The organism is Carboxylicivirga agarovorans (assembly GCF_050589845.1).
Taxonomy (GTDB): domain Bacteria; phylum Bacteroidota; class Bacteroidia; order Bacteroidales; family Marinilabiliaceae; genus Carboxylicivirga; species Carboxylicivirga agarovorans.
The window spans coordinates 42,886-67,082 of the sequence record NZ_JBNGPA010000011.1; the positions used below are offsets into that span (position 1 = coordinate 42,886).

25 protein-coding genes and 1 other RNA gene are annotated in these 24,197 nt (G+C 37.8%); 13 read left to right on the forward strand and 13 right to left on the reverse strand.

The features are described from left to right. The first annotated feature begins 11 nt into the window (after nt 1–11). Complete coding sequence (locus ACRD69_RS12885) at nt 12–587, forward strand: Crp/Fnr family transcriptional regulator (protein ID WP_430815507.1); 576 nt, start codon at nt 12–14, stop codon at nt 585–587. A 232-nt stretch (nt 588–819) separates the two neighbouring features. On the opposite strand, the gene ACRD69_RS12890 is transcribed toward ACRD69_RS12885, so the two are convergent. Both ACRD69_RS12890 and ACRD69_RS12895 read right to left on the reverse strand, forming a co-directional pair. After that, on the reverse strand, nt 820–2,094 hold the full coding sequence (locus tag ACRD69_RS12890) for a DEAD/DEAH box helicase (RefSeq protein WP_430815508.1): 1,275 nt from the start codon (nt 2,092–2,094) through the stop codon (nt 820–822). 195 nt (nt 2,095–2,289) lie between these two features. After that, the gene (locus ACRD69_RS12895) at nt 2,290–2,736 is read right to left on the reverse strand and encodes a cold-shock protein (RefSeq protein WP_430815509.1); all 447 of its coding nucleotides are present in this window, start codon (nt 2,734–2,736) and stop codon (nt 2,290–2,292) included. Between the two features lie 340 nt (nt 2,737–3,076). Between ACRD69_RS12895 and ACRD69_RS12900 the strand changes: the two genes are divergently transcribed. The 3 genes from ACRD69_RS12900 to ACRD69_RS12910 all read left to right on the forward strand — a co-directional run bounded on the left by ACRD69_RS12900 (nt 3,077) and on the right by ACRD69_RS12910 (nt 5,349). Beyond that, nucleotides 3,077–3,274 carry a hypothetical protein gene (locus ACRD69_RS12900; RefSeq protein WP_430815510.1) on the forward strand — a complete coding sequence of 66 codons (198 nt, stop codon included), beginning with the start codon at nt 3,077–3,079 and terminating at the stop codon, nt 3,272–3,274. A 318-nt stretch (nt 3,275–3,592) separates the two neighbouring features. Continuing rightward, nucleotides 3,593–4,459 (forward strand): helix-turn-helix domain-containing protein, encoded by an 867-nt coding sequence (locus ACRD69_RS12905; protein WP_430815511.1) that lies wholly within the window; start codon nt 3,593–3,595, stop codon nt 4,457–4,459. A gap of 65 nt (nt 4,460–4,524) precedes the next feature. Further along, the gene (locus ACRD69_RS12910; RefSeq protein ID WP_430815512.1) at nt 4,525–5,349 is read left to right on the forward strand and encodes an MBL fold metallo-hydrolase; all 825 of its coding nucleotides are present in this window, start codon (nt 4,525–4,527) and stop codon (nt 5,347–5,349) included. Nucleotides 5,350–5,457: 108 nt separating this feature from the next. Here the strand turns inward: ACRD69_RS12910 and ACRD69_RS12915 are convergent, their stop codons facing one another. Next, nucleotides 5,458–6,117, reverse strand: coding sequence for a hypothetical protein (locus ACRD69_RS12915; RefSeq protein WP_430815513.1), 660 nt, complete (start codon nt 6,115–6,117; stop codon nt 5,458–5,460). A 246-nt stretch (nt 6,118–6,363) separates the two neighbouring features. Between ACRD69_RS12915 and ACRD69_RS12920 the strand changes: the two genes are divergently transcribed. The 3 genes from ACRD69_RS12920 (at nt 6,364) to ACRD69_RS12930 (ending at nt 9,237) form a co-directional block, all read left to right on the forward strand. Beyond that, nucleotides 6,364–7,362 (forward strand): DUF3179 domain-containing (seleno)protein, encoded by a 999-nt coding sequence (locus tag ACRD69_RS12920; protein ID WP_430815514.1) that lies wholly within the window; start codon nt 6,364–6,366, stop codon nt 7,360–7,362. 50 nt (nt 7,363–7,412) lie between these two features. After that, a complete protein-coding gene (locus tag ACRD69_RS12925) occupies nt 7,413–8,321 on the forward strand; it encodes a hypothetical protein (protein ID WP_430815515.1) in 909 nt (302 codons plus the stop codon). Nucleotides 8,322–8,454: 133 nt separating this feature from the next. Then, a complete protein-coding gene (locus ACRD69_RS12930) occupies nt 8,455–9,237 on the forward strand; it encodes a GNAT family N-acetyltransferase (RefSeq protein ID WP_430815516.1) in 783 nt (260 codons plus the stop codon). A gap of 76 nt (nt 9,238–9,313) precedes the next feature. Here the strand turns inward: ACRD69_RS12930 and ACRD69_RS12935 are convergent, their stop codons facing one another. Together ACRD69_RS12935 and ACRD69_RS12940 are read right to left on the reverse strand one after the other, a co-directional pair. Then, on the reverse strand, nt 9,314–11,203 hold the full coding sequence (locus tag ACRD69_RS12935; RefSeq protein ID WP_430815517.1) for a sensor histidine kinase: 1,890 nt from the start codon (nt 11,201–11,203) through the stop codon (nt 9,314–9,316). Nucleotides 11,204–11,417: 214 nt separating this feature from the next. Then, nucleotides 11,418–11,861 (reverse strand): hypothetical protein, encoded by a 444-nt coding sequence (locus ACRD69_RS12940; protein WP_430815518.1) that lies wholly within the window; start codon nt 11,859–11,861, stop codon nt 11,418–11,420. A gap of 208 nt (nt 11,862–12,069) precedes the next feature. On the opposite strand from ACRD69_RS12940, the gene ACRD69_RS12945 reads away from it, so the two are divergent. From ACRD69_RS12945 to ACRD69_RS12960, 4 genes are all read left to right on the forward strand, one after another. Next, on the forward strand, nt 12,070–12,912 hold the full coding sequence (locus ACRD69_RS12945) for an alpha/beta fold hydrolase (protein WP_430815519.1): 843 nt from the start codon (nt 12,070–12,072) through the stop codon (nt 12,910–12,912). 2 nt (nt 12,913–12,914) lie between these two features. Beyond that, nucleotides 12,915–13,409, forward strand: a complete 495-nt coding sequence (locus tag ACRD69_RS12950; RefSeq protein ID WP_430815520.1) for an RNA polymerase sigma factor — start codon at nt 12,915–12,917, stop codon at nt 13,407–13,409. Beyond that, entirely contained in the window at nt 13,396–13,959 is a 564-nt protein-coding gene (locus ACRD69_RS12955; RefSeq protein ID WP_430815521.1) for a hypothetical protein, read from the forward strand. The genes ACRD69_RS12950 and ACRD69_RS12955 overlap by 14 nt, the downstream gene beginning before the upstream one ends. Nucleotides 13,960–14,217: 258 nt before the next feature. Beyond that, complete coding sequence (locus tag ACRD69_RS12960; RefSeq protein WP_430815522.1) at nt 14,218–14,757, forward strand: YceI family protein; 540 nt, start codon at nt 14,218–14,220, stop codon at nt 14,755–14,757. Between the two features lie 60 nt (nt 14,758–14,817). Here ACRD69_RS12960 and ACRD69_RS12965 read toward each other — a convergent pair whose 3' ends face one another. The 5 genes from ACRD69_RS12965 to ACRD69_RS12985 form a co-directional block, all read right to left on the reverse strand. Next, nucleotides 14,818–15,279: a hypothetical protein gene (locus ACRD69_RS12965; RefSeq protein WP_430815523.1), complete on the reverse strand. Its 462-nt coding sequence runs from the start codon at nt 15,277–15,279 to the stop codon at nt 14,818–14,820. Nucleotides 15,280–15,330: 51 nt separating this feature from the next. Further along, a complete protein-coding gene (locus ACRD69_RS12970; protein WP_430815524.1) occupies nt 15,331–16,512 on the reverse strand; it encodes a sensor histidine kinase in 1,182 nt (393 codons plus the stop codon). Nucleotides 16,513–16,524: 12 nt separating this feature from the next. After that, nucleotides 16,525–17,202, reverse strand: coding sequence for a cobalamin B12-binding domain-containing protein (locus tag ACRD69_RS12975; protein WP_430815525.1), 678 nt, complete (start codon nt 17,200–17,202; stop codon nt 16,525–16,527). A 243-nt stretch (nt 17,203–17,445) separates the two neighbouring features. Then, the gene (locus tag ACRD69_RS12980) at nt 17,446–17,874 is read right to left on the reverse strand and encodes a hypothetical protein (protein ID WP_430815526.1); all 429 of its coding nucleotides are present in this window, start codon (nt 17,872–17,874) and stop codon (nt 17,446–17,448) included. 64 nt (nt 17,875–17,938) lie between these two features. Continuing rightward, nucleotides 17,939–18,520, reverse strand: a complete 582-nt coding sequence (locus tag ACRD69_RS12985; protein ID WP_430815527.1) for an FMN-binding protein — start codon at nt 18,518–18,520, stop codon at nt 17,939–17,941. Between the two features lie 271 nt (nt 18,521–18,791). On the opposite strand from ACRD69_RS12985, the gene ssrA reads away from it, so the two are divergent. Beyond that, nucleotides 18,792–19,192, forward strand: a transfer-messenger RNA (tmRNA) gene (ssrA, locus tag ACRD69_RS12990). Between the two features lie 413 nt (nt 19,193–19,605). Then, nucleotides 19,606–20,415, forward strand: a complete 810-nt coding sequence (locus ACRD69_RS12995) for a hypothetical protein (RefSeq protein WP_430815528.1) — start codon at nt 19,606–19,608, stop codon at nt 20,413–20,415. A 122-nt stretch (nt 20,416–20,537) separates the two neighbouring features. Here the strand turns inward: ACRD69_RS12995 and ACRD69_RS13000 are convergent, their stop codons facing one another. Genes ACRD69_RS13000 through ACRD69_RS13010 form a run of 3 tightly spaced genes read right to left on the reverse strand, consistent with a single transcriptional unit; the run spans nt 20,538 to nt 24,195 of the window. Beyond that, nucleotides 20,538–21,236 (reverse strand): HesA/MoeB/ThiF family protein, encoded by a 699-nt coding sequence (locus ACRD69_RS13000; protein ID WP_430815529.1) that lies wholly within the window; start codon nt 21,234–21,236, stop codon nt 20,538–20,540. Beyond that, nucleotides 21,233–23,803, reverse strand: a complete 2,571-nt coding sequence (locus ACRD69_RS13005; RefSeq protein WP_430815530.1) for a DUF4132 domain-containing protein — start codon at nt 23,801–23,803, stop codon at nt 21,233–21,235. Before ACRD69_RS13005 ends, ACRD69_RS13000 begins: the two co-directional genes overlap by 4 nt. Nucleotides 23,804–23,805: 2 nt before the next feature. After that, nucleotides 23,806–24,195: a hypothetical protein gene (locus ACRD69_RS13010; protein ID WP_430815531.1), complete on the reverse strand. Its 390-nt coding sequence runs from the start codon at nt 24,193–24,195 to the stop codon at nt 23,806–23,808. Nucleotides 24,196–24,197 lie beyond the last annotated feature (2 nt).

The following is a 24,197-nucleotide window of genomic DNA, read 5'->3' on the forward strand; positions in this document are numbered from 1 at the left end:
AAATTGTTGCTATGAGAAATGCCATTGCGGCCATTGATAAGTATTATAAGCTATCTGACGAAGGTAAAGAGCTTATAGTTAAAGAGCTGGAAGTATTTCGCCTGAAAAAAGGAGATGTGCTGATTCATGAGAATATTCCCTCGCCCTACTTGTACTTTATTGAAAATGGGGCGGTAAAGAATCATTATATCGATGAAAAGGGAAATAAAAAAGTGGTTTGGTTTGGCTTTGATGGTGACATCTGTTTTTCGTTAAATGCCTATATTAATATGTCGTATATACATGAGACGACTGAATTGCTTGAAGACAGTTTATTTTACAGAGTTAAAATAGCCTATATAAAAGACCTTTACAACAAATACCGTGATTGGGCCAATTGGGGCCGATGTTTTATGGAAAGTGTATTCATTAACACTGTAAAAGAGCTGGATGAGTTTAAATCGCAAACAGCCAAAGAGAAATACCTCAATCTGATACGCACTAATAGAAATATTAAGGAACGGGTGCCGCTCAAAGATCTTGCTTCTTACATTGGAGTATCCCCGGTTACCATCAGCCGGCTTCGCACCGAATTGGGTGAGAACTAGCGGTTGTGGTATATTCATGAAGATATTGAGGTTTTTCTATAATCAAACCAAAGTTGATAAAGAGTTCAATTTATAAACCGGCTCTTCCCTATGCTCTTGAGAGCATGGAGAAGTACCGTACTGCAGATAAGGGGATGGGGATATTAATTTATTACAGTGATGAATCGTAACTATAAATAGAAACAGATTCTGTTTTTGGAGAACCTTATTTCACATAGAGCTACCCGCTACGTTATGAATTACGTTTCCGTCTTCTGAATCCCGGCTTTTTATCCGCTCTCTTTTTATTACGATTGGCAAAATACTCCTGTCGTTTACGCTGTTTTTCCTTTTCAAACTCCTTTTTCTCTTCGTTATTCATCGGTTTATCCGTTTGAGGAAAAGGATTGTCTTCTACTCTGTCAATCTTTCGATCAATTAGTTTTTCAATATCCCTCACATAAGCATTTTCCTCGGGCTCACATAGAGAAATGGCTATGCCCTCTTCACCGGCACGACCGCAGCGCCCTATCCGGTGCACATAGGTTTCTGCTTCATTAGGTATATCGTAATTAATAACATAGCGCAATTTATCAATGTCAATGCCGCGTGCAGCAATGTCGGTCGCTACCAACAATTTGATCTGGCCACCTTTAAACTGCTTGAGTGCTTTCTGGCGTTGGTTCTGGCTTTTATCGCCATGAATAGCAGCACAATCAATTTTCTTATTTCTTAGGTTGCGTACTATGCGATCGGCTCCATGCTTGGTTCTTGAAAACAAGAGAACCTGATCCATCTCATTGGTTCTTAGAATATGCAGGAGCAATGCCTTTTTGTCACTCTTGTTAGTCGTATAAAGGTATTGCTGTATGGTTTCAGCTGTTGAAGATACCGGGTTAACCACCACTTTCTCGGGTTTTACCAATATCTGTTGTGAAAGCTTCAGTATCTTTGGTGGCATGGTCGCCGAAAAGAATAAGGATTGTCGCTTACTCGGTAACTTTTCCAAAAGCTTTTTTATATCATGAATAAAGCCCATATCAAGCATTCTGTCTGCTTCATCAAGCACAAAATACTTAATGTGATTCAAGCTAATATAGCCCTGACTCATTAAATCGAGCAGGCGACCGGGTGTGGCCACCAATACATCAACACCTGCCTTTAAGGCTCTTACTTGTGCATTTTGTGTAACACCACCAAAAATAACAGTGTTCTTTACTTTGGTGTATTTGCCATAAGTTGTAAAGCTCTCACCAATTTGCAAAGCCAGTTCACGGGTTGGGGTGACAATTAAAGCCTTTATCTTTCGTTTACCTTTCGTTTCATACTGTTCCTGGGTAAGGTGCTGTATAATAGGAATGGCAAAAGCGGCCGTTTTTCCTGTGCCTGTTTGTGCGCTTCCCAATACATCTTTTCTACTTAGAATATACGGTATGGCTTGTGCCTGGATATCAGTTGGGGTGGTATAGTTCTCGTCCCTTAGTGCCTTTAATATGGGCGGGATTAATTTTAATTCGGTGAATTGCATGTGTTTAAAATCAAAGCTTGCCGTACCATTGCTTCAAAACCAAAAGGTTGTAATGCATAAGGCTGCAAACCACTGTTATTATTAACCTGAAAATTTAACGAGCTGAATCTAATTTGCTCATTACTTTTCTAAGCTGTTAAATTAGTGGATGTATTGTGAGGTAATATTGTATATATGCAGGGTTGTATACTGGTCTTATATTTTCTTAACTCTGACCGCATTTAAACCCTTTAAACCTTGTTCAAGTTCAAAGCTTACCTTATCGTTCTCTTTAACTTCTTCAGTTAAACCGTTAACATGAACGAAATACTTCTCCTGTGTTTCAAGCTCGGTAATAAATCCAAATCCTTTGGCAGTATTAAAAAAGGCAACCTTACCTTTGCGCACCGGATCAAACTCAACAGCTTCTTTTTTAGGTACACTTACATCGATGTTTTCGGCTTTAACCTTTTTCTTATTTGCCGGATCGGGAGGAGTATCAGTGATGTTTCCAAATTCATCAACGTAGGCTATCATATCATCAAGCGAAGAACTTTTGGCATTTGCTCTTCGTTCTTCTAACTTCTTTTGTTTCTCTTGTCTTTTTTTCAGACGTTTTGTTTCTTTCTCTTTCTTACTAAATGATTGTTGCGATTTCGCCATTAAATATGTTTTGTTTCACTGATAATAAAATGCAATAGTAAGGATATTTTTTCAGTAATACACTGAAATGCAATATTATTCGACAAATAGTTGTAAAAGAGTGTCAAATAAGAGCAAGTTTATTCCCCTGTCCGGCCATATTATGAACTGAATATTAACTTATTGCTGAAAAATAAACAAAAGGTAAAAAATAAAAGACATAGGACTCGTCGGGTGATACTTTCAATGTTTTGAGCTATCGGGAGTAAGACATGAGCCAGTGCGGATAAAAACACGCATTAAAACCCTGCACCTTTGTAATGTAAAAATTAACAAACACTATTGATTAAAACATTGAGTCATGAAAAATTTAAAAGTATTAACAGCAGCAGTAGTATTGGTAGCAGGATTAGGAATTACCTCATGTAGTAGTGATGACAAGTACATAACACCTGAGGTTGATCACCCAATTGAACGCCCTGAAATTGAACATCCTGATTTACCGGGAGCTGATAATCCCATTGAACGTCCTGGAACACAAAATCCTATAGAACCATAGTTTGGACAGAAGACGCCGGATACCTGACATGAGACAAAAGATATAAGGCATCGGACTCGTTGGATGCTGCTTCGATTTACTGAAGCTCATTAATTGGTCGAAAGTTACACGTAGTGATAAATGAGTGGTACTTGAGTCGGTTGTTATGACTCCGATTGACTCTCAAGGCTGTTTTATTAATGTAAAACAGCCTTTTGAGGTATATTTAAACACTTGTTTTTAACAACTAACAGCATATTCAGTTGTTATTGGTCATCCGCTTAATATTTGGTGGTGATATGAATTTTTGCCTAGTTTTGAACCCATAAGACAGAAGTATTGAAACACATTAAATTCAATAAAACCATTTGTGGCGTTGATTTTCTGCTCAATGTTCTCGACTTCCATTCGAGCGATGCCAATATGCTTCAGGAAGAAGTGCAATCGACCGATTTCTTTCAAATAGTATTTATCGAACAGGCGCAAGGTACGCTAATGCTCAACGACAAAGAGATTGAGCTTGTAAATCATACGGTGATATTTATCTCACAACACCAAAAACACCAGTGGAAACTAACGAATGATGTTTTTAAAGCCCGCTTCCTTATTTTCCAGGAGGAGTTTCTGAATGAGTTTTTTGCTGATAAGTATTTTACTTACCGTTTGCTTTATTTTTATCAGACACAATACCCGCTGCAGTTTCAGCTTGTAAAAGCGGTATTTGCTAATTACCTGGTCAAGCTTAAGGAAATTAAAGCAGAGCTTATTCGTCCCAGGAATGATAGTGCACACCTTATTCGTTCGCTGATATATAATATTCTAATCCGTCTCAACCGTACATATTCAGATATTAATAGTATTGGCTCAGCCATTGCCCTTGATAACGTTGCCTATGAGTTCAGGAAACTGGTGGAGGAACATCTTAAGACTCACCAGCGCATAGAAGATTATACCCGCTTGATCGGTATTAGCAGGGTGCAGCTCAATAAATTAGTAAAGGCTCAGTTCAATGTCACCGCCTCCGATTTTATTAAGTCCAAGCTTATATTTGAGGTGAAGATGCGTTTGATATATACACACATGACCATAGCTGAGATTGCCGCTGAATTTAACTTTTCGGAACCCAACCACCTGACACGCCTGTTTCGTAATAAAGAAGGCGTATCACCAGCCCATTTTCGCCTCAATTATCAAAATGGTAGGTAATCGGTGATCTTTGGTAGTAATCATCTTTACTAAAAACAAGACTTTTGTATCATAAAAATTAATTAATGAAAAGTCTCGTATTATTGGTATTAGTGCTTCTAACATCGTGTTTGAAGCCACAAAAAGAAATTGCTATGGAAAATGTACAAGTTCAGTTGATCAGAAATGCTACGCTAAAAATCACCTATGCTGGTAAAACTTTTTTGGTAGATCCTGTTTTAGGCAAAAAGCACAGTTTTATGTCCTTTGTTGAGCCAGATAAAAATCTGAATCCAACGGTTGATTTACCTGTGTCAATAGCAGACATTACAAAGGATGTTGATGCGCTTTTAATTACCCATGTACATCCCGATCACTTTGACACCAAAGCCATGGAAGTGCTTGATAAAAACATTCCTGTTTACTCCCAGGTTTTTGATAGTAAGGCAGCGCAGGATGCCGGTTTTAAAACTGTTATACCAGTAAATGAAAAGGTAGAGTTGGATGGTATACAGATTATCAGAACAGGTGGTCAGCATGGACCCGAGGAAACACTTGAGATGCTCGGCAAAGTATCGGGTTTTGTATTGAAAAAAGAGAACTATCCAACACTTTATATTGTAGGCGATTGTATTTGGACAGAGGAAATAGAACAGACTATTAAAGCTAGTCAGCCAGATGTGATCATAACCAATTCGGGAGGTGCTGTTTTTATGGGGCAGAGCCGCATACTTATGGATGAGCATGAAACCGCCAAAGTTGCACAGACTGCACCTGAAGCTACTGTTATAGCCGTTCACATGGAGGCTTTGGATCATTGCGCTACCACACGCGATAAAGTTACTGCGGTAGCCAGTGAGAACAACTTGAATATACTCGTACCGGCTAATGGAGAGGTGATAAATTTATAATAGCACCAATAAGCCGGGCAAAAAAAGTCATTGACTGCCACAAGTTGGTTGATGGCTTTTTTGTTTGTTTAGTCCAGGAAAGACATTGTACAAACCAGGTTGTTAATATTATCCGTTCCATTTTACTTCAACAGGTTGGGTAATCCAGTCGTGTTCAAATACTTTTTGACGCATTGCTTTTAACTCTGGAGCCGGAAACTGACTGTAAAACCGCACAGGAAAACCATCGGGCGTGGTCACAATACAGGCAAGGTCAATCTTGTAGTGTTTCATGGTATATTCGCGCAGGTATTTTAAGGGGTAGGCTACTTTCTTCCCAATATCAAGGCCGCTTTCATAGTCGAGCTTTTTAAAGCTGATGGTTTCTTCCTTGTAGGCACAACAGCTCAATACCGGTACCAGGCGCTGTGCCATGGTATTACAAGTTTCATCGTCGTACAGCTCATTGTCGCTCTTATCCTTTTTCTTATTGTCAATGGCTTTCAAACACTCAAGCGTAGCAGCGTAGTTGATATTACCTGCATCAAAGGTATTAACAATACTCTCCAGCATTTTAATGGCTATGTGATAAGGCCAGTTACGGTTGTCAAGCACATGAACTGGCCAGTGTGCCACACGTTTAAAATGATAGTGTTTACGCCTGGTGTCCACGTGGTAATCAACTGCCCAGGTTATCTCTTCCTCGGTCAGGGCATTAATATCACTTCTGAAATTATATGGGTTTTTGAAGGAATAGGTGTCCTTACCAACCCTTTTCCACTGGAGCATATCGACTACTTATTTGTTGTGCAAGTTTACAATTTTTGAATTAAGTAGGCAATTGTAAAGGGTTTTTCAGGACTTCTTTAAGCATCATCACCAATAAATAATTCAGATACAGGTTTGTGACTGTGTTTCTTAATTATCGGGAGCAATGAACATGTACCTTGTTTTTTTTATTTCTATTAAAAGGAAACCGTTTGTCAGGAGTGATGTTTTGACACGTCTAATCCGGTATGTTATAAAAAGAAAACCATGAAAATATCAGTTTATCTGCTTTTGTCCATTTTGCTAATTGGGTGTGGTAGTGATGATTTGGACAGGCTAAGAGACGCGAATCAATCAAATGATCAGGAATGGCTGGTTGATACTTTAAAGATGACAGGTACTACCATTATAAACCCTTTTCCTTTTGCTACCAATATAAGGTATGAACTTGTATCAGAATTAACTGATATGCCTGATTATGAAGAAGTAGTGGTTTTTAAAATAGCCGGTAGAATATATGTTTATCCTCTTAATAAATTAGGTATTGAGGTAATAAATGATAGTTATAATGGCATATATTTCACTGTTACCTACTGCCCTAAAACAAAAACTACCTATGTGATAGACAGGTTGATTAATGAAAAGGTACATAGGTTTGCAGCTTCAGGACTGTTGTATGCCGATAATCTGGTTTATTACGATTTGGAGACAGAAAGTCTCTGGTCACAAATGTATTTCAGGTGTGTACATGGTGTCTATATTCGTCAATCTCCCTCTTTTATTAATTCATTCAGGACGCAGTTCGGAACAGTTAAAGACTATTTTCCTGAAGGGTATTGCCTAATTGATTACGATATGGATAAAACACTGACCAGCCAATCTTCACTTAAAAGTGATTATATAAGTGGAGACATGGTATTCGGACTGATCAAGCACGATTCGCCCAAAGCAGATGGGGTAAGTGTTTTAAACCTTGATCAGTTAAACGGAACACAGGCTTTTGTTGAAAGTGATCAGATATTACTATTTAGCGAGGAGTTTAATTATACCGTTGCATTTTATAATGAAGCTAGCCTGCAGTTTACGGTTACCAACCAATTTCCAGTTGTTTTAAGTGACAATGAAGGTAATAACTGGGATGTATTTGGTAGTGCTGTTGATGGTACCAGAAAGGGACAAGAGCTCGAGGGGGCTGAGTCATTTTTGGCATCCTGGTGGGCGTGGCAGGGTATTTACGAATCATTTAACTTTATTGATGAACCGTGATTGGAAAACCTCATTATAGGCATTAGAGACCGAGCTATAATCTTTTAACTATGAAACATTATCTGACCATTCTTTTTGTTCTTACTTTATTTACAGTGCCATTTCATTCTGCCTGTAGCCAAGGCTGCAGTGATGCCGGGTTTTGTACCATTCACAGCATAAAGCCTGTGTTAGGTGATTCGTTAAAAAGCAGGAATAATACATTCAAGGCTGGTGTTTCATACGGATCTGCACAGTATAATGTGTCTGTTGTTACGCCTTACCTGGAGTATATCTATCACTTCAGGCATGTGGCATTGAGCGCTAAGTTACTGATGGGGATCAGGAGTGGTGACCTGGGTACGACAAGTGGTTTGGCTGATGTTATTCTGACTTCATCATGGAACTTAAATGAAAAACTGCAGCTGGTGGGAGGAGTCAAGCTTCCGTTCAATAAGGCAGACCAGGCAGCTGGAGGACTGCCATTGCCCATGTCTTACCAAACGAGTTTGGGAACCTATGATTTGATCACCGGAGCAAGCTGGAGGATGAAGAAACTGACCTTAACAGCAGCCTGGCAGCATCCACTCACACAAAATGACAATGCTTTTCTTTTTGATGATTATCCCGATGGAATACTTAGTGACCCTTATATATCAACCAATGGGTATGAAAGAAAAGGAGATGTATTGCTTCGGATTACGCACAGGTCATCCATAGGGGAGAAGTGGACCCTGCTCTCAAGTGTTTTACCCATATACCACCTCGGTAATGATAGCTATCAAGATAGAGACGGCAATGAAGTTACCATTGAAAAGTCAAAGGGCTTAACCTTGAATCTGAATGTATTTTTTAATTACCACCTATCATCCAATACAGCTTTGGAATTTAGTTTGGGAGCGCCTGTTATTGCCCGAGAAAACCGTCCTGATGGACTAAGTCAGTTTTCATTAGGTGTTGAGTATGTAGTGCGATTTTAGCGGCCTGGAAAAGGCTTTTAATGTTCATCAATCTTCCAAGCCATCATCAGACCAAGGTTGAGTTAAGAAGCACAAATCTTTGTGTAGAATCGAAAGGAGTGGTAAATTGAGCTCATAACCCAAGCAGATGATTATGAGCAATGCCATTCAAATTATAGATTTAACACCCGATAATATTGCAGATTATGGCGTATGTGGCTACAAAGATGTGAAGAAGCACAAAGAGCTACGAAATAAAATTGAGTGGTTTAAAACCTACCATAGTAAGGGTTTGAAGATAAAAGCACTTATTTCAGAAAACGGAAGTTACCAGGGAATGCTCGAGTATCTGCCGGGAGAGTTGGCTCACAGACCTGTTAACGCCAGCGATTACCTGTTTATACATTGTATCTTTGTTGGTTTTAATAAGGAGTTCAAAGGAAAAGGCTATGCATCGGCACTGATTGAAGAATGCATCAATGATGCGAAACTTCAGAAAAAGAAAGGTGTGGCGGTGGTTACACGTAAAGGCTCATTTATGTCAGATAAGTCGGTATTTTTAAAGAACGGATTTACATTGGCAGACTCTGTTAAACCTGACTTTGAATTATTGGTTTACAAGTTTGATCCCGGTTTTCCCAATCCAGGTTTTAAAGCATCAATAATTAACAATGTGAAGCAGTATGAGAATGGATTAACAATTCTTCGTTCAGCCCAGTGTCCTTATACCGAGAAGAACGTCAACGCTATCATTGAAACAGCTCAGCAAAAATACAAGCTAAATGCCCGTTTGGTAGATATGAAAGATGCAATGGCAGTACAGGCAAGCCCCTGTGCCTTTGGAACATTTTGTATAGTATACAATGGCCGGGTTATTAGTCACCATCCGATAAGTAATAAGCGCTTTGAAAATATAATGAATAAAATTATCAATTAATATTTCACAAGCGGGGAGAGGCAGCTTTGAAGCCAGGTTTGATAATCATCGTTACGCACACATGTTTCTCTGTATTTTAACTCTTCTTATGCGGCAGAGTAAAGTAAAAGTCAGAGCCTACACCCGGTTCACTTTCAACCCATATCTCACCGCCTAATATCTCCACCATTTTCTTCGAAATGGCCAGTCCCAGTCCTGCTCCATCATTGATTGAGCTATCGTTACTAACCTGCCAGAATGGTTTAAATATTGATGCCTGATCTTTCGTGCTGATGCCTATACCAGTGTCAGATACCTGAAACAGAATAGTATCGTTTTCGATTCTGAATTTAACTTCAACTGTACCTTCGCTCGTGTATTTAATAGCGTTTGAAATAAGGTTGTTTAGTATGCGTTTGAGCAAAAGTATATCAGAGGTGATAGTGGTCTCTTCTTTATTTTCACAAGCATTAACCAGGTTAACATTATTTCGGGTACTGTATGAGAAAAAGCCCATACATTCGCTGATAACCTTGTTAACCGGGAATCTTACCAGGTGAGGCTTTGTGATGCCTGAATCCATTTTCGCAACTTCTATAATGCTGTTTAATATGGCCAGCAGTTGGTTGCCATTTTCTATAATGATACCCGAATAGTTCTTAAGGATTTCATCATCTTGTAATTCATTTTCCAGCAACTGGGCAAAGCCCATTATGCTATTCATCGGTGTTCTTATCTCATGACTGATATTGGCCATAAAAGCTTTAGTCAGCTTTTCACTTTCCGACGCCTTTTCCATGGCTGTTTTTAGCTCTTTGTTAATACTTTTGAGCTGAATCTTATCGTTCTCAAGATCGGCATTGGCCTTGTTAAGACGGCTAATTGTTAATGATAGTTGCTTTTGCATACTATCAAACTCCTTAGCCAGGTGACCAATTTCATCATCCCGCTCAATGAGCTTGTTTTTAACCGGGCTGTTAAGCTTCGAATCAGCTATTCGCTTGGTTAGCAATGCCAGGTGTTCAATGGGTCGTGATATATTTTTGGCCAGAAGGGTTGATATGACGATGGTTAATATAAACACCAGTATCGTCAGCCAAATGGTGTTAATTGCAATAACATTAACTATACCAAGCAAATCATCTTGCGGTATGACCATTACCACCCTGTAATCGGTTGAACCCATAAGCATGCTGGCCAGCTCGTATTTTTCATTTCTGAAGTTAACCTCTCTTATTATCTGTTCTCTTGACCCTGATAATAATCCCGATACAACATCCTGATCAAATAAGGCATAAAGGTTTTTATTGATCTCATTAGTTCTTTCCGATAAAAGGATTTTACCTTTGTTGTCAACCAGCCACAGGTGTGCATTTTCTGAGGGTTTATTCTTTTTGAACTGCTCTATCAGGACGGATGGATTGATGCCAACACCAGCTACACCAATTGGGGCATCGGGACTACCCATTAGTACATTGACAAAAAGCATGGTTTGATTGAGAATACTGTTCGAGTCAAAATTAAGCGTGCTTTTTCGCTGACTTCTGATTGTGGTGAAAAACCAACTGTCATCCGGATCTTCTTCAGTTACGATGTCAAGCAGTTTAAAATTCTCGCACCAGTATTCATTTGTTGAGTTATTAACAGCAAAAATAGTAGGGTAACCCAGCTCTTTGTGGATGTAATCAAGTTTTTTTAGTGCAATTTCTTTAGTTTTAGGATTTACCTTTACGCTTGTGAACCATTCAGTTAAAGCCGGGTCGTCAGCCAATGCTTCAGATGTTTCAATGGCCTTTTCAAGTGTAATCAGTAGCTCGCTTTGGTGGGCTTTCAAGTCAGTGATCAGCTGTGTTTTATAGACCTGTTTCATCACGGCACCACGCACTGCGTAATGATGCACCCATCCCAGTGCCAAAATGGTTAATGTAGCAAACAGACCGATCGTGAATGTCAGACTGTTTTTTATAGATTTTGGTTTAAACTTCAAGCTTTCCCTTATTTTATTTCATACATTCCTTAACGAATATGCAGATTAAAATCGGCATATACAATGTTTATTGTTCCTAAAAAGCAGTTCAATAATACAGGGTGAGATATACGATAATCAAAGGTCATTAGGTTTCAGAAATTTGATAAAAATAATATGAAAGTTTTCAACATAGCTTATGGCAGGGCATGGGGCTTTTTTTCAATAATATACTCTACTCGTGAGCATGTATTTTCATGTGGTTTTCTTCATGATCTATCGCTACCCAAACAATTAATATGGCAATGGCGGCCAAGCCAATGATCGTAAGTGGTTTTTCTGATTTTCGCACGGTCTTTGAGTAATGATCCACCTCGCTTTTGTCTATTAATACATGTACGAACTCCTGATCAGTTTGTTCAATGCCTACCTTGTTGGCAAAGATGGTGACACTCTTTTTGCCTATTGCTTCTTTTTCAGTTAAAGTGGCTTTGGCTGAATAATAGCTGGTAAAATCCTGGATAGAATCAAGAGCATAATAGCGCTTGTCAACATGCAAATAGACCGATCTGGCTTTGTCTACACCTTTGTTTGTGCAGGTAACCTCTTTATATCCTGAGCAACTATACAAGAGTATAGAAAACGAGAGCAGTATGGATGTCAGACGTTTTAAAAGCATATAAAATGTACTATTCAGATAAAAGTTACAACTTAATTGGTAGTAATGTCAAAGGGTAATAGCATACTGTTTAATATGGAAGATTGGCTTGTTCACTCTGAGCTTTAGACCTGCAATTCATTTTCTTTTAAAAAAAAATCAACTTTTCTGTAACGCTCATAGTGTTTCTGAATCCTTAGGAAAATCGAATCAATTAAATCTAAACGAAATGAGAACATTGAAACAATTAACATTAAGTCTGATTCTATTTATTGCAACAGTTAGTTTATCAGCAGGCGAATTCAATATTAAAGTCGAGAAAATGGGGCAGGGAAGACCTGTGGTCTTTTTACCCGGATTTACATGTCCTGGCGATGTGTGGCATGAAATAGCAAAGCCATTAACAGATAATTACGAATGTCACCTGGTGTCATATCCCGGTTTTAATGGTATTGCCGCACCTGACACATTATGGTATCAAACGGTGATTAACAGTTTAAAGGAGTACATTACAAATGAGCTGCATGAGAAGCCAATTGTAATTGGTCATAGTGTTGGAGGCTTGTTTGCTATGCAACTGGCCATTGATGACAGTAAGGTGTATGAACGCTTAATTTTGGTTGATGCTCTTACGTGTATGGCAAGTGTAATGATGCCTGGAGTAGCACTTGAGAATATCACTTACGACTCGCCGTATAATCAAAATATGATGGCCATGGATGATGAACAATTTGCCGGGATGGCAAATAATATGGCGGGATACATGACTCTAAAACAGGATAAGAAGAGTATAATAGCTGATTGGATAAAGCAAGCCGACAGACAAACCTATGTGTATGGATATACCGAGATACTTAAGTTGGATTTGCGAAAGCAGGTGGAAGCAATAAAGGTACCGGTTTTGGTTCTGGCAGCTGTTCCCTTTAATCTTGAGCAGACAAAACAAATTATGGCTGACCAGTATGCCCTGATTGGCGATAAAAGAATTGAATATATCGAAAACTCAGGTCATTTTATCATGTTTGATCAACCAGAGTGGCTTTCTTTGCAAATTACTTCTTTTATAAATTAAGCATGCCTGACCAAAACAATTTTGAAACAATATACCGGGATTACTATCCCAAAGTATTCCGCTTATGTGCTGGATATGCTTCAGGGCGGGACGAATGGGCCAGTGATGTAGCTCAGGAGGTATTTATCACGGTTTGGAGCAAGCTCAAAAGTCTTAAAGATCCCAAGGCACTCCCTGCCTGGATCTATCGAATTACTTTTAATACGTGCATGAAGCGGCTGAAAGATAATAACAAAGACATACAGTCGGCTGACAGTTTACCCGATATTGCTTATTCACCTGAAGAGGCTTCAGAAGCGAATGAAATGTTGAAAAAGGTTTACCGTGCGCTGGAACACCTGAAAGTGGATGAGAAAAACCTTGTGCTACTCATGCTTGAAGGAGTTGAACATGAAGATATGGCTGATATCCTGGGACTATCCCGCTCAAACCTTAGAGTTCGTATGCACCGAACAAGAGATAAACTGAAAAAACTAATGGAAAATGAACGACTTTAACGATATACAAAACATTTGGCAAAACCAGGCCAGACAACCAAAGGTAAGTGCAGAGGAGCTAAACGAAAAAGCTAAGATGCAAAAGCTTACTGCCTTGAAAAAATACCTTTATACAATAATCATATTAACCATTGTTAGTGCCGGCATAATGGTACTTTGGTGGTTGACACCCCTGGGGAATGCCGTCAGTGCCGGGTTAAGTATCATGTTTTCAGCCCTTATCGTTCGGATAGGATTTGAACTATATTCCTATAATAAAATGAAAGCAATAGATATCAGTGCTGAAACTGAACTTTACCATCAAAAATTGAAAGCCTATTATAGGCAGCGTCGGATCTTTGTTACTGTCGTAACTTTTGTGAGCGTATTGCTGTATATCGTTGGTTTTTTGATTATGCTTCCTGTATTTAAAGCCACCCTGCCACAATGGTTTTACATTTATATTCTTGTTTTTCTCATTATTGGTATTCCGGTTAGTGCGTATTTATTAATCCGCCATGCTCGCAGGGAACTCTCTGAATTGAGACGAGTGCTCAGTTTACTTGATTAAACAATATTTTGTGTCCTTATTTTAATACGAAGCTTCTTTGTGAACATAAATGATTTGTTAAGTTTACTTCGTACAGTCATTTTTTTATTATTTCGTTAATACATTTCGCTTTTAATTTGTTATGACTAATAAGGCAAAAAAAATGATCAATGAATGCCTGCTGTTTTCTCAAAAGGATATTCGGTATATAGAGCATTATAGTACTGTACTTTTGTTCAAGTTCAAAGCATAATGGAATATTAAATAAATATAAAATAGATGAAACACATAATTTTAATACTAAGCCTTTTAGTCGCTTTTAGCCAGGTTAAATCACAAACAATTAACAGTGACGCCTCTGTGGTGGAGTTTAGTATAATTAAGTTCAAATGGAATAAGGTTAAAGGAACTTTCAAAGGAATGCAGGGAGAAGTGTCTTTTGATAAGGATAATTTATCCGAATCACACTTTAATGTATCTGTTGATCCGTCGACCGTTAACACAGGTAGTAAAAAGCGTGATAAACATTTAAATACTGAAGACTTTTTTCATGTGGAGAAATATAAAACGATCACTTTTAAGTCTAAACTAATAAGAAAAGATGGTGAAAGCTATATTGCCGATGGCAGTATGACCATGCATGGGGTTACAAAGGATGTTTCAATTCCATTTACGGTTGTAACAGCTGGAGATTCCAGCACACTGGAGGGGGAGATAGAAGTGGACCGTTTTGATTACGGGGTCGGCGCAGAAAAGTATAGTGGTACCTTTATGGTCGGACAAATGGTCAAAGTAAAGATTATTTGTACATTAGAATAATCAAGCAGAAAGCTGATAAAAATAAGGCCGTTTTCGTAACTGAAGACGGCCTCTTTCTATTTAATGCTTTTCTATAAATGAAGCATCTGCCTTATTGGATAGTTGGACAAAGACAGGTATGTTGGTTTGCATCCAGTTATAATAAGGCAGTATTTCGGCGAATGCCTGCTTTGATAGCTCTTTTTCAAGTAGTTCGATCCATTTATTCAGTTGAGCTGCCCAGTAAATGGATGAAAAACCATGGTTGACATAAGTGTTGAATACCCATAATATGGTTTCGGTAAACACCTGCGCATCGAATTTTGAAATGATGGTAGCTATAAAACGGGCATGATTGGCATGGTTATCTTTCATCATACGTATGTTGTTATCACCGATCAGCTTTTTCAGGTCTTCACGTGCCAGCATGGCAGCATTTAGAGCTTCAACCATATTGATAGATCTGCTTTTGTATTCAGCAGCAGCTTTATCACTCACCTGTTTTAATTGACGGGCCGATGTCAATAAGTAGTTTTTATCCATATGTAAGGGTTTTCTACTTCCGGCAAGGCAATACCAAACCGGATAGAATAGTTAATAATTGCGGGGTATGCTAAAGCTAAATTCTGATCCAACACCTTTCTGGCTATGTGCCCATATCTTTCCCTGATGTGCCTCAACAATGCGTTTTGAGATAAATAAGCCAAGACCGGTACTGCTTTCTCCACCGGTAGTTCTTACACTGGTTTTTTGAAAGGCTCTGAATAAAGAGGCGCATTCTTCTTCACTTAATCCTTGTCCTTCATCTTTTACCATTATTTCAATCCATTCCTTATTATCTTTAATAAATACACTGATTCGGCTATCAGATTCTGAATACTTTATAGCATTGCTAATTAAGTTGCCCAGCACCTGGGCTATCTTACTTTCATCCACCTTTATCATTGGTTCAGATGATTGATGTTCGATATCAATTGTGATGTTTTTCTTGTCGGCAAACGGTTTTAGCAATTCAATACACTTAGATACAAGTTCATTACAATTAACAGACTCAAAATTTAGATTGATATACCCACTTTCAATTACCGAGTAATCCAATAGATCATTGACCATGTCAGCCATTGACATTGTTATTTTCTGGATTGTTTTAAGGTAATATTTATGCTGAGCTGAGAGTTTATTATCATCGTCATCTTCAATGAGTTCAATGAAATTATAGATGGCCCCAAGTGGATTACGTAAATCATGGGCCGCCATTCCCAGAAAACGGTTCTTCAGATTGTTGAGGTTCTCCAGTTCACTGTTCTTCTTGGCTAATTCACGTTGGAGGTTAGCTAATTCGTTATTGAGTTTGGAAAGCTCTTCAAAGGTCTCTGCATCAGTGTCTCCTTTTGTCTCAGTCATGAACTGTTCCTTGAGTATTTTACGAATATAGTTCGACTGGTCGTTATTGATACGCATCAGTTCTTCATACAGAAAATGAAAGTCGTTGCTGGCTTCCAGTCCGAATAAAAAATAACTGCCATTGAACTTACTGCCTGAGAACTTTAAGGGCTTAAATTCTTCCGAAAAACGAACTGTGAGTTCGGTGTTAAATATAACCGAGTCACTTATTAATTGCTGTAGAAAGTTATCGACTTTGACTGTTTCATCCGGATCGAACAGATCTTTTATATGCGTCGCCTGCTGCTGAAAATTTTCTTCGGTAAAACCATTGAATATAACTTCTTCAATACCAAACTCAGGGTTACAAACCAATACGATTCCTTGCAGCATATCATCTATAATTTATAAAAAAGCATTATTGGCTTTCTGCACGGCATCCTGTGCATTCAGCGCAAACAGATCAGCATTTAATTCAGTCCATAAGTCCGGTTTCATATTAAAGGCGTTACCACCTACTATGATTTTTAAATGGTCATTGCCATACTCATTTTTAATATATGAAATCAACTCTTCGACCTGTGGAATATTAAAATAGATAGTGGCGGATACAGCCAGTAAATCGGCTTTGCAATCTTTTATCATATCCAATACTCCCTCTTTTGGGGTATTAGCACCCAGGTAATAGGTGTTCCATCCGTCCATCTCAAAAAAGTCGGTCACCATCCGGATACCTAATTCATGTAGTTCACCCGAAACACTTGTCGAAACAAGGTTCAATCCTTTTTTATTACGCTCGTATGAAAAAATATAACTATAAAGTCTTGACATAATGAGCTGGGTAGCAGCCGTGCAAAAGTGTTCCATGGCAACCGAAATTTTATTGTGTTGCCATAGTATACCTATTTCTCTTTGCGATTCCTGAAATACATGCAAGTAAATATCTTTGATGGAAGCTCCTTGTTTTAATCTATCCATTACAAGCTGCTCAGCCTTGTGTCTGTTTTTATCCAGTAAGGCATTTAAATATGCCTTAGCCAGTATGGCTAACTCAGTTTGATTATGAGTGCTTAGTTCAGACATATGTTTCCCCGGTTGCAATTGAGTAAAAGATCTGTGATAATAACAAAATAAGTTCAGATATGGTTCTCAAGGTACCTTGTTTCTTACGGGATAACAATAAAATAACATGTAGGACATATTGAATTAACATTCATTTCACTTAATAAGTAATGCATATTATTCACAACGTGCAGTTAGTTTGTTATTGGCGGATAGACAAGGATTATATATGCCGGAGCTTAAGGTTGTGACTTTGAACAGGCATCAATACTTATATAAAATTGGCTCATTATGGCCTTTGAGGTTAATGAGCAACTTGTTGCCATCAACTTGCAAGGCGCTGATGTCAAACGAAATTACCTTGCTAAAATAAGCATCGCACAGTTCATCGTTTTTCAATGACAGGCGCACATTTCTTTGTGGAGGATCAGACTCCATGATAACATCCGCATCAATAAGTTTTAACTCCCACGTGCTACCGTCACAACCGCTTGAACCAAAGTCAATCACCAGGCAGTCGTCAATTATTTCGATGCTGTTGATATTCAGGTGGTCATCATGAGCTGTAATATAAGCTTCTGCACTAACAATGACATCATCATCGCAAGGCATTGTAGTGTTGTCTTTATCAGTGTCACATGCTGATAAAAATAGCAGCATATAAACACTTAAGGTGGCTGTTAGTGCTTTCATACCTATAAGACGATAACTACTGATAATGGTTGCTTAAACTACATGGTCAATCGAATATTGAATGTTAAGTTTTTGCTTTCATATTGGCTTTCATCAATGCCACAAGCATGGCATAGCGGAATCGATTCAATGAATAGGTGGCCCCGCTTACAGCGTCAACCTGCAACATGTTTTGCACAGCTAATAGCTGTTTCTCCATTTTTGGGTAGGCATCAGAGGGCATTGCTCCGCTTGCACTCATTTCAATGTTATATTGCTCATTCTCTTCTTTGCCAATGCCATTTTTATGAACTTCGTTATAATCGATCGCTGTAATCTTACCATCTTTAATAGTTAGTTTTACAATGTGTTTATAGTCAAAGGCATCATATGGCGATTCACCAGTATAAGTTCCATCGGCAGCATTTTTGGCCATAACCGGTAATTGGTAATTAGTGATCATCTGACGCATAATAGAATCAGATTCAGAGGCTGGTAGGGCTTCTATCATAAAATGTAATCCTACCATTGAAGCCTTAAAGTATTTATCACCTTGTTTGTAATCCTTAATGTCATCAAGAGAATCTTTTGATTGACAACAACTGTTTAATGCAACTAGTAACAGGGTGAAGCTTATAACAGCCAGCAGGTTTCTCAATCTTTTCATAGTATGTTTGATAAAAGTTTGGTTTTAATAGTCAGTTAAAGGTAGTAAAATATCTATAGTATTTACTCCAAGGAATTTAAGAGAGTAGTATCGTATAGTTAAGTTGCAGGTATTCTGAATAGTTATTCTCAATTATCTTATTTATCCATGCTTCCTGCAAAAAAAACTATTCGTCTAAATTCTAAGATTCTATCTCTTCAATCACTTCAATTTCTTCCGCTATTGTAATAATATCGCATATTTTATTATTTTTGCATTCGCATTTCTTTACGGGGCTGACGTGGATTTGACAGCTTGGCAAAGTGGTGTGTAAGCATGTCGAGCGTCGTGATGCTGGCTCGTAAATCCCGGATCTCAAACTTTTTAATTGGCGAAAATAATTACGCTCTTGCTGCTTAATCGAAGTATAGTAGATAAGCCCAATTTCGGCATAAGATGCTGAAACAAGACATTTCCCAGGTGCTATTGTTCTGAGGCGGCCTGATGTGGAGATGCTGGAAAATCGGAACTAGGAAATGGATTGTCTCGCGCCATTTTCGAAATTTAAGAGACTAAGGTAATGATCGGTGGCTTTGATCCAGTTATTACCCGACAATTAAGTCAAAGCTAAACATGTAGAAAGCATATGGCTTCCTTGTCTGGACCGGGGTTCGATCCCCCGCAGCTCCACAAATGAACTTTTAAATCACTCCCATTTAGGAGTGGTTTTTTGTTTATACCCCTCCGAAAGCCTTATCATTACCAAGATTCAACAATTTGCACTAAGGTTCAGTTACACCAGGGGCCATATACTTTTAGGGGCAGTGTAGCCTTACCAGAAAATGCAGGGAAGGCTACATTTTCAGAAAGGGCTACAATTCTAACAAATTGCCAAATCAAGAAATGATTTATACCAGTTATTGAGACTATACATAATCTATTGCTGTACCATAAGGAATGGAAAATACTATCATTAAAAATATTGCAGCTTAAAAACAAACTTGCAAAGTTCAACCAATGCAATTTTTTTAAGTAAAATATGGATACCTATATTTATATTAACATTTTAAATATAAATTGATTACAAACCTATAAATCCCTTTGGTATGTCAATTAAAAAACAAAACACCATCTGTTCGTTGGTTGTGTTAATACTACTTTTTATATCATACACAGGATGCAGTAATAGAACAGAACTTCCAAAATCAGTACATTTCAGAAAAATAGTTGATAAAGGAAACTCTTCAACAATACATATAACAAGAAAAGGAATAGTCAATAATAATAAGGTTATTTCATCTGAAGATAGTTTGATTAGTATTTTGGATTGTATGGAAAGTCCTCCAACTCCAAAAATTCTATTATTTTTAGATAAAGATTATCCATTTCAATATTTAGATACATTAGTTGAAGATTTACAATTCATTCGATTAAGGTTAGGTATCTATTTAAAAGTAAATTCACCACAAGATTCATGCTATTTACAACTTCACTTCCCTTGGCGCAACGAATATTATAATGAACTTGATTCAATACAACATTATCGAAAAATAGCTAAGAATAGATATGTATTCATACAGAAAGATTCTTTGAAAAGAGTTTTAATCAATGGTGAAATTGTAAATTACAGCGAAGCTATAAACCACTTAACTAAAAGTTTCCAATCTGGCTACGTATATAAGAGAGGGCTTTTCTACTATATTGAATATAACAAATACAATACCGTAAGTCAAATTGTATCTCTAATTGACATCTATAAGAAAGCTTTTGGTAATTATAAGGACGCATTTATGAAGAAACATAAAATTTCAAATGATACCTTCCCCAATAGTGATGTCGAACATGAGTATTACATGAAAGTCCATAGAAAAAGAAATATTATAATAATACCTTCACAAACCATTAACCAACAATAAATGAATGCTTAAAATTTTCATTTGTGTAATTACGAACAATCTATGAATTATCGTATCCTCACAAATTCAATGGTATGGCATTATGATACTGCTTGTCGATATAGTAAATACCAAATACTAGGTTATTTCATCAATTTAAAAGTACGATAAACATGGCGGTGTGTATTAAAACAGAGAATCTTTCCATCCAGTACACTATCACAATTCGTGATGATTTTAATGACCTCATTGGCTTGTAAACTACCAGCAACCCCACAGCTTGTATTAACAACACTGTTTTCATTATTTTGATCTGTGTTTATTTTCTCTATAACGGGAAATATATCTTGCAGTCTGATATTCTGTTTATAGTGCAGAACTGATATCATGCCTTCCCAGTCTTTGACACCGGCATAAACTAAAGGTCGCTTCAATTCACTACAAGCCTTGTCAAGTTGTAATCTGCTAGTCAAATTATCCGTACAGTCACAAACAACATCAAAGTCAGAAATTATATCCTGGGCATTTTGATCGTCTAGTCGTAGTTTGATACCTTCAACTTGAATCTGTTCATTTTGCCTTTGTAATCGTTCGGCCAGTAAAGTGGCTTTATCTTTGCCCAAATCGCTTATCGAATAAGCTAATTGCCGGTTTAAATTACTTTCTTCAACATGGTCATTATCTACAATACCAATAAAGCCAACACCAGCTCCAGCGAGATAGCTTGCCGTAGGAAAACCCAATCCTCCTGCACCAACAATCAATACCGATGTCTTTGATAGGAGGGACTGAGTATTTTCTCCAAACTCTTTTACAAGTAATTGCCGTTGATATCTACTCACCTGTTATTAATTTGAGAAGTAATGGTTGTATCCGCTATTTTATCATCGTCGGCCAATAGAAAAGCTTTTGATAAAATTACCGACAAGCCAGCATCACCTTCGAAAGGCAAATAAACGCCATTTGTGTTGTCCTTCTTACTTCTGTCAGGAACAATGCATAAATACTGATCGTTTGGCTCCATCAATATGTTTGTACTGCCAATATGAATTTTATAAGTACGCAGTTTGCCTTTAACTACAAGGAAACGCTCTTTAACTTCTGATACTTTATTAATCTTCAAACGAGGAATTAATCGTTCCAATATTTCCTTACGAGATTTTGCCAATTCAGATAAATCACCAAATGAATAGCTGTTCCAGTAATCCCTGTAAGCAGGAAGGCCACCTGAATCTGACCAGGCCGGATCATTACCTACACTGGCTACACCAACAAATAGGTCAACATCCCGAAATACTTCAGAAAATACAAGTGGTGGTACATCAACTAGATCAATAAGCTCTTTAGTGTCCAACTTGGTAAAACGAATTTGATCAGTTGCAATGTAATTCCAAATACCCGTATCATTCATCGCATCATCAGCATTCACTTCATTCACCCAATATTCTGCTTGCAGTCCATGCTCTTTCAATTCAATTTCAGCAGCATCGTTGTAAACGCCATTGTCAAAGGCGCCCATTAATGCAAACTTCCAGCCTCTGACTTTCGCCAGCGAGTTAAATTGATGTTGCTTTAGTATGTGAGCAGCCATTCGATTACTATATGTTTTGGTCTTGAGCTCAGCATCTGTCAACAGGTATACTTCTCTAAAGGCCTGTTTTAGTGGTTGCTGTATTTGCTTATCAACAAGGTATGCACGCCATTGCTGCACTTCTTCAACTGTACTGGTTGCCGGATGCCATAAGCTTACATTGCTTGAATGGCTTATTTCAATGACTTCACCATTTACATTACACCAATTATCGGAATGATAAATGCATGATTGCTTTTTACTTCCATCATCAAATATCCAGATAATTCCTTTAGCCAGGTAGCTCATCAAACCGTGCTCCAGGTATAGTTTTACGAAGTTTTCCATCGTAATTTGTCGGTTTGATCGAAACATCCTGTCCAACCTGTCGCGTTGAGCACTGGTAGTCAGGTTAATTTGCTTTACACTATCCTTAAGCTGTTTTAGTTTTTTCGCATGTTTATCCTTAACCTGTTTTGGTATGGTCTTTTGTTCAGTACCGTCGGGTTTAAACCACCGCATACTTGTTTTACCCACACTTGTGATTGTTAACAACGCTTTGTAATCGTCAAAAGAAACTTCTTTGGAACCATTTGTCAAACCGTAAGCATTCACCGACAGATCCTCAATTTCATGGATCGTAACACCCTTTTCATCTGCTGCCTGATGCAGATATTTCTCAATTAATTTTTGGGTGCTGCTTTGCTTGACCTTTAATTTTAGCCTGGACAGGTGACCTATTCCATCCAAACCTTTTGATTTGTAGAGAACGAAAATGCATGCATTGCCTATGGCCTGTGCTGCCGGACCTTTACCAGGTATCTTTTTAAACGACCGCTCGGCAAGGCGCGAAACAATGGTAATTATAGCCTGACTGTGAAAATGTGAACAACACCAAACCAATCCTTTAATCATATCGGAATTGACACCTGAAAGAAAATCATATTCTGAGTATTGGTGTGTTTGACCGTTCCAGTTATAACTTTTGACCGTTTCGGACTCTTTTAGATCGATGATGTAGCTAAACCAATTGATTATTAGTTGCGTAAAATTGTCGCGTCCCAGCTCCTCAATAATATTTTTGCATTCTTTGAGATATTTGGCCGATGGTTTTGAGCCACTGGCTTTCTGTGTCATGGCCAGCAGACGATACCAGTGGTTTAATGCTTCCTCACTTTCCTTATTTAAAATGTCGTTAGCATAAGAAGTAAAAGCATCTTTGCCGGTAAAAAGAACCGGTTTAACTTTTAATTCGCCATTGGCAGACTTAAAAAGTAACTCCTCTACTTTAGCAATTAATCGGGCAATTTCTTTTTCGTAATAATTGGTATCAATCTTTTTAAAATAGGCCTGCATATCCTCCAGGACGGTCTTTACTTCGCGATCAGCCTTCGGATACTGTCGGCCAATTTGATTAATAAAATGTGCCCATGGCCAGGAAAGTTCACTTTGCCAATGATGTCTTTTGTTGGTGACGAAAGCTTTAAATAAAGAATTTATAACATCAGGTGACATTGAAATTTTTATCTTGAACAACTGACTTACATAAGCTTGTCTGATCGAATTATAAGCACTAAGTTGGTGATTTGCAGTATTGTTTTGATTTTTGGTATATTCATTCACTGTTTTAATCAGGTAAAAAATAAAATCAATCTTTTTTCTGTCATCCCAGCTTAATACCTCATTCTTGTATATTGATAATTGATTTGCCTTAATGTCATAGAAATAACCGTCTTTTTGATCATGCTCTTTATAACTTTTCACAATCACATTTTCAAATTCGGAAACAGTACTCTTCTCTGATACTTTTTCCTTCTTAAAGAGATCAAATAAGCCCATATCTATCCTCCAATAAGTGGCGTTAGTTTTACAAAGCTAACTATGGTTTGAGCTTTAAGCTGCACTTGCTGTTCCAAACTATCAACCTGCAGGTTATCAACCAAAACAAAAAAACCATTCTTCTTGAAAGCATCAAGCGCTACATAAACCTGCTTCTCAGAATCAACCAGCTTTCTTTGTTTAGGTTGACGTGCATTTAAGGTTTTTTCTGTCTGCGTTGGCTCAACAAGCCCTTTGAATTTATCATGTGCTTTGCTGTTATACTTCTCAACTTCTTGTATTACCCTTTTCTCAATTATCTCCTGAACTGTAACAACTTCTGTTTCAAATTCAATTTCCTGTTTATGGATTACCTCACCAGTAAAGGTCTCGTCAGTTATGGTTAATATCATGT